Raw genomic sequence first — 6,000 nt, 5'->3', positions numbered from 1 at the left:
TACACAACGTCAACCACACGTTGTACAAAACTTTTTTCGTGAGAAACATGTTGCTTACTCCGCTGCCTAAAACTGTTCACCATTCTATGCTCTGGTTAGTAAATCCTTTTTACGAGCAGGTGGTAAATCTTCGTTTTAAAGCCCTATGCTATCTAGCGGACGAATGCGGAGAGGATATAGCAATATATTGCTAGTACTTAACGCTGTCAAAAAATTAGTTAAGCAGTCATTGAAATTTTTGCAGAATTTAAGGACTAATGACAGTGTTTTAGAACTGTAAATATGGAACGCAAAAGTGTAATATGCAGGCTTGGCTACTTATCTGCTGCCCCACGAGCCTCTACTCGTCCTGACGCTGAAGCAGGCGGACCGCGATCGCATATGTTGGGAGTGATGAGAGCTTTTGCAGCTCTCCAATGGCAAGTTCATCCTTTTATTGTAGGCGATCGCGTCCCGCGTAGTTGGGTGACAAAAGGCTCGGAGCGCGCCGTAACAGCAGGATTTGTTCGGACTCTTGGATCGGATTTAATCCGCTTGTATATGAGCAACCTCAATGCAAGACGAGCTTGGCAAGAATTAGCTCAACAGGTAGATTTGGTTTACGAGCGTCGTGCTGCGTTGCAGTCTCTAGGTTGGATCTTCAAGCAGCACGGTATTCCCTGGATCTTAGAAACTAATTCCCCTTTGTTCTACGAGACAAAAGCAGAGCGAAAGAATGTTGTTTTAAGCGATCTCCAACGTCAATTGGAAATTCAAGCCTACCGAGAGTGCGATCTGCTGGTCTGCGTCACCCAAGCACTCAAAGAGATTATCATTCGAGAAGCAGAGATTTCACCAGAGAAAGTCATTGTCTTACCCAACGGCGTAGATACTAGTGTTTTTGACTCCAAGGGTCGCCATCCCAAACGCATATTCGATAACTTCACAATTGGATTTGTCGGTAATCTTTACCCTTGGCAGGGTTTAGACGATTTGCTAGAAGTCCTTAACGATTTGCAAACGGATGGATTCGATCTGTCTCTGGTCGTTGTAGGAGACGGTCAGATGCGACAAGAGTGGGAATCTAAGGCTCGTAGTTTAGGTTTATCAAACCGGGTCGAGTTTGTCGGTCAAGTTTCCTGGGACGAAGTACCCGATTATATCGCCGGATTTGACTTAGGATATTCCGGTCATGTCAAATTACAAATCGGTACAATGTATCATTCGCCGCTCAAAATCTATGAGTACATGGCGATGGGCAAACCAGTTTTAGCTTCGGCTTTTGAGGATGCCAAGTTCGCGCTGCGAGATGGAGAAACCGGATTTTTGTTTCCTTCTGGCGATAAACAAGCGCTCAAATTGGCATTAGTCAGAGCTTATGAGTCGCGGGTAGCGTTACCAAACATGGGAGAGCTAGCTCGTCAAGAGATCCTTACGCACCACAGTTGGACTGCCCGCATTCGGACATTAATTGAAACAGTTGAGCAAATCTTTAGGGATAGGGAACAATGAAACAGTCCTATTACCTGCTTGGAGTGTGGGTGAATGCATTGACAATCTCGGATCTCAATCGCCTCATTGCCGAGGCTGTTAAGCATGACGAACGATGGATTATTGCCAATCACAATTTACACAGTCTTTGCATCTACCACAAAGACCCAAAGATGCGTGCCTTCTACGATCGCGCTGACTACATACATGCTGATGGTATGTCTCTAATTTTGCTGGGGCGGTTGCTGGGCTTGCCTCTTAGACGAGAGCATAGAGTTACATATGTAGACTGGACAGACCATTTGATGGCGGTAGCCGCGCAGCAAGGTTGGCGCATATTTTATTTAGGAGGTAAACCAGGAGTCGTCGAGCGGGGTGCTAGTATATTACGACAGCGATTTCCTGGCTTGCAATTAGCTACAGCTCACGGTTATTTTGACGTGCATCCGAGCAGTTCAGAAAACCGAGCCGTGTTGGACGCGATCGCCGCTTACCAACCGCACGTACTGATGTTGGGTATGGGTATGCCTCGACAAGAACACTGGATACTAGATAACCTCGAACGACTGTCTGCCAATGCGATTTTGACTGCTGGAGCTGCTATGGACTACGTAGCAGGAGCCGTACCAACTCCTCCTAGATGGGCAGGACAATTCGGTCTAGAGTGGTTGTTTCGCTTGCTGGCTGAACCGCAACGGCTCTGGCGGCGCTACTCAATTGAGCCTTGGTTGATCTTGAGGCTATTTGCCATCGAGTTAATAGTTAAAGAACGATGACTGGGAGACGTAGGTTTTTGTTAGGTTTGGGCGCTTTAGCAGGTGTAGGTGCTGGCGCTAGTCAAGCTCAGCCTGGGTACGATCGGCAGATATTAGCGGCAGATACAGACGCTGCGATCGAGAATGCTTCTTTACGCGAATGGGCAGCAGTGAAGGGATTAGTCTATGGAGCCGCTACGCAAGAATACATGCTGTCATCCAATCCGCAATTTGCCAGCAGCTTTGTTCGAGAGTGTGCCATGATCGTGCCAGAAGACGAATTGAAGTGGAAAAGTCTTCGCCCTAGTCCAAACCGTTTTGACTTTACGCGCAGCGATCGCCTAGCTCAGTTTGCCAAAACTCACAATCTACTTTTTCGCGGACACACCTTGTTATGGCACGCCCGATTACCATCATGGTTTAAATCGACGGTCAACCATCGGAATGCCAGACAGATAATGCTGGAACACATCACAAAAGTTGCTGGGCATTATGCCGGACAGATGCATTCCTGGGATGTGGTCAACGAGGCAGTTTTTCCCCAGGATGGACGGTCTGATGGTTTGCGCAACACGCCGTGGTTGAGGTTTTTGGGTTCCGATTATATCGATCTAGCGTTTCGCGCCGCATCTACAGCAGACCCGCAGGCATTGCTAGTTTACAACGATTATGGTATGGAGTATGACACACCTAAAGATGAAGCAAAGAGAACTGCTGTTTTCAAGTTACTAGAGCGTTTGAGATCTCAGGGAACTCCCGTGCAGGCTCTTGGTATTCAAGCTCACTTATGGGGGGGAGAAACTCGTTTTAATCCTGGCAAGTTGAAGGCTTTTCTAAAGGATATTGCAAGTCTCGGTCTGAAAATTCTAATTACCGAACTGGATGTGACAGACAAACACCTGCCATCAGATATTCATCTCCGCGATCGCCTAGTTGCCGGAGTTTATCAAGATTATCTGTCCGTGGTATTAGATGAGCCAGCGGTCATTGCCATCATCACTTGGGGACTGAGCGATCGCTACACTTGGCTGTCCCAGAGGCAAGCACGCCGAGATGGGGGAGCGGTACGTCCCTTACCACTTGATGCAAACATGAGACGCAAGGAGGCGTGGAAGGCGATCGCCCGCGCTTTTAAGCAAGCGACACCTTTATAGCAGGGTCTCATTCTCAATGACAGTTGGTGCTGGCTTTGTCACATCCAACTTGCTCGATAATCCCGCACGAACTCTTCCATACTAATAGGCGAGCGCTGCAACAAATGTCTGACATCTTCGGTAACTTTTGCTGCCAATCCCAAACGTGCTGTAGTGTAAATTCCCAGCATTACCACAATCAACCCAGGCTGTAACCCTCGAACATACATTTTCAGAGCAAAATTTAAGATAGAAGGGTGAGTGTAAACGATTTGTCTTCCTAGAATATTTGTAAAGATTTGGGCGACTTCGTAATAGTCCAGCGCCTCACATCCGGTTAGGGCATATGCTCGATCCTCATGTCCTGGTTCAGTCAGTACTTTTACGGCGATAGCGGCAATGTCTCGCACGTCAATAAAACTTGTCTTACCTTTACCTGCTGGGACAAAAATCTCGTTGTTATCTCTAATATCCTGACTATGCGTTGTACTCAAGTTCTGCATGAAGAAACTTGCCCGCAGAAAGGTGTACGTCAGACCAAGAGATTTAGTGTATGCTTCGATCTTAGCGTGGGGAACGATCGCCATGCGTTCTGCTCCCAGGAGAGATAGAAAGACAATGCGATCGACACCTGTTGCTTGGGCTATTGTAAGCGCGGGATAGATATATTTCTTCACCTGCGAAATCGCAGGTGGTCTGACCAAGAACAATGTATTAATCCCCCGAAAAGCAGGCTCAAAGTTCTGGGGTTGCTCAAAATCAAAAGCAACAGACTCTACACCAGAAGGTAGGTGAATGCGCGAAGCAGAATGACTTCGTACAGCAGCTTTGACTGAATATCCCCGTTTGCTCAGCAAACGCACAACTTCAGAACCAACATTGCCTGTAGCGCCCGTTACCAAGATGTTATTACTCATTTCCGCATTCTCTCAAATGTTTGGAGAAACTGCAAATGATGAGGTGTTGTCTTCACAGCATTAAACTTTGGAATGTCTATAGTAAAAATACTGAAAATTGCATTACTATTCTATTGAAGATTCAGTAACTTTATTGTATTTATCTATTTAGTAAGTTGATATTACTCATAGTGCAATTTTGTATTACACTAAGGTTATCTTTCCTATCATTTAAATCCGAGCGCACGCAGAGAAGAAAGCAAAAGAATGCAAACTTACTCCGAAAAATTTAGCCTTGCGATCGCTGTTTATAAACTCTAAACTTCTGAAAAGAAACAGCACTGTATGAGCGTTATACCGCTGTGGCTCAGGAGCGCGCATTGAAGGAGAGCGATGTCAAATGTGCGAACAGTGCAAATTAAGGACATCGATGGTGTGGAGTTTTTATCGCTTCCTCCACTTTGTTACCGTCGAGGGGAGGCGCAATCCTCCATCAGAGCGGTCTTAGATGGTTTACGTCGAGTGTCCTCATTTATTAATCGTTAAAATCCGAAAAGATTGCCTTGCGGACTGAAAGCAAGCGATCGCATTCTATTAGAATCTCCCTGTAAAATTTTGCGGCATCTACTGCTGACGAGATAGACCCTGGTTAAATGCTCGTACAGCAATTTGTTTGTTTCCGTCAATAGGTAATAAATGCTCAAGTTCGCTGCGAAATCCTTCATATATTGCAGTCGAACTTTAATTGAGCCTAACCAAAAAGGAGTCGCTGTGTCAGGAGCCAGAATTCGTGTGGGAATAATGCGCTCCTTGGCTCCTGACTTATTGGGTCTAAAGCCTCCTCCAAATCTTCGATTTGGAGGCACAAGTATAAGGAGGGGTCTGAATCCCCAACTTAATACTCTCCTGACTCCTGGCTCCTGTTCAAATAACGGCTTGGCTTTTAACTCTGAGACAGTCAGAAATGGAATGTTGGCAAATTTGGGTGCTGGAGTGAATAAATCCTGCTCTATTTCTTGCTTTCTGGTTTGAGTCTTCAGTTCTTTTAAATCTTTAGTTCTAGATATTTACTTGCTGCCTTTACTGTGTACCACATACAGTCAAAAGAATGCTACCTCACTCAAAAAGTTTGACCCTAGCAATCTGGTAATCTTCTGTCTTAAGATTTTTTTAAGATTTAATTTGCACTCTTAAATGTGTAGTGTAAAAATTCGTCAAACATGAGGACAAACTGATGAAAACTAATTTAGTTACGAGTACCAGTCTGGTTGCTGCCGTGAACGACAATAACCTTGAATTAGCAAAAAAATTGATTGCTAGCGGAGCGGACGCTAACCAAACGGACAGTTATGGAAATAGCCTGCTCATAATTAGTGCTGCCAATGGCGACTCTGAAATGGTCAGGCTGTTGCTTAACTCTGGTGCTAATATTCGTGCCGTTGACTCTAGCATGAAAGGAACTGCGCTTCACGCCGCTTCTTATCTAGGGTATCCAGCAGTGATGAAAGTTTTAATTGAATATGGGATCGATCTCAATGCTCAGGGTCCCTACAACGGGTACTCTGCTCTCCACGATGCGGTTGTGCAAAATAATATTGAAGGGGTCAAGCTACTCGTAAATGCGGGCGCACAGTTAAATACTAGAAGCAAGTATAGGGATACCCCTCTGGAGCTGGCAATGAAATGTATGCGTAGGGAGATTGTTACCATTCTCGCATAGATAAAAACCTAATCAATTCTCGAATG

At 45.4% G+C, this 6,000-nt stretch carries 6 protein-coding genes; 5 read left to right on the top strand and 1 reads right to left on the bottom strand.

Annotation, left to right across the window (positions count from 1 at the left end):
• The first annotated feature begins 47 nt into the window (after positions 1-47).
• The 4 genes from H6G17_RS04870 to H6G17_RS04855 all read left to right on the top strand — a co-directional run bounded on the left by H6G17_RS04870 (position 48) and on the right by H6G17_RS04855 (position 3,379).
• Positions 48-194 (top strand): Mo-dependent nitrogenase C-terminal domain-containing protein, encoded by a 147-nt coding sequence (locus tag H6G17_RS04870; protein WP_277875933.1) that lies wholly within the window; start codon positions 48-50, stop codon positions 192-194.
• An 88-nt stretch (positions 195-282) separates the two neighbouring features.
• Positions 283-1,491, top strand: coding sequence for a glycosyltransferase (locus tag H6G17_RS04865; protein WP_192154653.1), 1,209 nt, complete (start codon positions 283-285; stop codon positions 1,489-1,491).
• A complete protein-coding gene (locus H6G17_RS04860; RefSeq protein ID WP_192154652.1) occupies positions 1,488-2,246 on the top strand; it encodes a WecB/TagA/CpsF family glycosyltransferase in 759 nt (252 codons plus the stop codon). The genes H6G17_RS04865 and H6G17_RS04860 overlap by 4 nt, the downstream gene beginning before the upstream one ends.
• Positions 2,243-3,379 (top strand): endo-1,4-beta-xylanase, encoded by a 1,137-nt coding sequence (locus tag H6G17_RS04855; protein ID WP_192154650.1) that lies wholly within the window; start codon positions 2,243-2,245, stop codon positions 3,377-3,379. The genes H6G17_RS04860 and H6G17_RS04855 overlap by 4 nt, the downstream gene beginning before the upstream one ends.
• A gap of 38 nt (positions 3,380-3,417) precedes the next feature.
• Here the strand turns inward: H6G17_RS04855 and H6G17_RS04850 are convergent, their stop codons facing one another.
• Positions 3,418-4,275, bottom strand: coding sequence for an SDR family oxidoreductase (locus tag H6G17_RS04850; RefSeq protein ID WP_192154648.1), 858 nt, complete (start codon positions 4,273-4,275; stop codon positions 3,418-3,420).
• 1,213 nt (positions 4,276-5,488) lie between these two features.
• Here H6G17_RS04850 and H6G17_RS04845 point away from each other — a divergent pair.
• Entirely contained in the window at positions 5,489-5,974 is a 486-nt protein-coding gene (locus H6G17_RS04845) for an ankyrin repeat domain-containing protein (RefSeq protein ID WP_192154646.1), read from the top strand.
• The last annotated feature ends 26 nt before the right edge of the window (positions 5,975-6,000 follow it).

Source organism: Chroococcidiopsis sp. [FACHB-1243], assembly GCF_014696895.1.
In the GTDB taxonomy this organism is placed as follows: domain Bacteria; phylum Cyanobacteriota; class Cyanobacteriia; order Cyanobacteriales; family Chroococcidiopsidaceae; genus Chroococcidiopsis.
This window is presented reverse-complemented; position numbering and strand designations above follow the sequence as displayed.

What these genes read in the sequence shown, in the direction of transcription:
- H6G17_RS04870 (WP_277875933.1), top strand. Translation starts at nt 48, where the DNA reads ATGTTGCTTACTCCGCTGCCTAAAACTGTTCACCATTCTATGCTCTGG.
- H6G17_RS04865 (WP_192154653.1), top strand. Translation starts at nt 283, where the DNA reads ATGGAACGCAAAAGTGTAATATGCAGGCTTGGCTACTTATCTGCTGCC.
- H6G17_RS04860 (WP_192154652.1), top strand. Translation starts at nt 1,488, where the DNA reads ATGAAACAGTCCTATTACCTGCTTGGAGTGTGGGTGAATGCATTGACA.
- H6G17_RS04855 (WP_192154650.1), top strand. Translation starts at nt 2,243, where the DNA reads ATGACTGGGAGACGTAGGTTTTTGTTAGGTTTGGGCGCTTTAGCAGGT.
- H6G17_RS04850 (WP_192154648.1), bottom strand. Translation starts at nt 4,275, where the DNA reads ATGAGTAATAACATCTTGGTAACGGGCGCTACAGGCAATGTTGGTTCT.
- H6G17_RS04845 (WP_192154646.1), top strand. Translation starts at nt 5,489, where the DNA reads ATGAAAACTAATTTAGTTACGAGTACCAGTCTGGTTGCTGCCGTGAAC.